The following is a 563-nucleotide window of genomic DNA, read 5'->3' as shown; positions in this document are numbered from 1 at the left end:
GGACGACCCTGAGCACCCGCCCGAGGCCTCCTCGCGGGAGGTGCAGAACATCCCGCTCGGGCTCGGCGCGCTGCTGCTCGCGGTCGCCGCGGTGGTCTTCGCCGCCCTCGCCACCAGCTCGATGGACGCACTGGCCCGGCTGGGCATCCTGCTCGTCGCCACGGTGCTGTTGCTGCTCGCCCCGCCGGTGCTGGCCCGCCGCGGTCTCACCTCCACCGCCGAGACCATCGCCACGGTCGGCCTGCTGCTGGTGCCGCTGGCCGGGTACGCGCTGTGGACGGTGGACCGGATCGGCAACGGGGGTGCCTCCGGCGCGCTGTACTCCGGGTTGATCTTCGCGGTCACCACCGGTGTCGCACTCGGGTACGCCCGGGGCACCGGTCTGCGGGCGCCCCGCTTCGCGGCCGTGCTCGCCGCGCAACCGGTGGTGCCACTGCTGGCGTACGAGCGGATCACCGGCCCCGGCGGGTGGGCGCTGGTGCTGACCGTGGTCGCCGTGCTCGACCTCTGGCTGGCCCGCTCCGGGCTGCTCCGGGAGAATCCGGTCCGCCGCGACCTCCCAC

The 563-nt window shown here is 75.0% G+C and carries 1 pseudogene; it reads left to right on the top strand.

What is annotated here, in order from left to right:
• A pseudogene (locus E1182_RS30760) lies at positions 1–563 on the top strand (permease); the annotation flags it as partial.

It is taken from the genome of Micromonospora sp. KC721 (assembly GCF_004348355.1).
GTDB lineage: Bacteria > Actinomycetota > Actinomycetes > Mycobacteriales > Micromonosporaceae > Micromonospora.
Note: the sequence above shows the minus strand (reverse complement) of the source record. Positions and strands in the feature narration are given on the sequence as shown.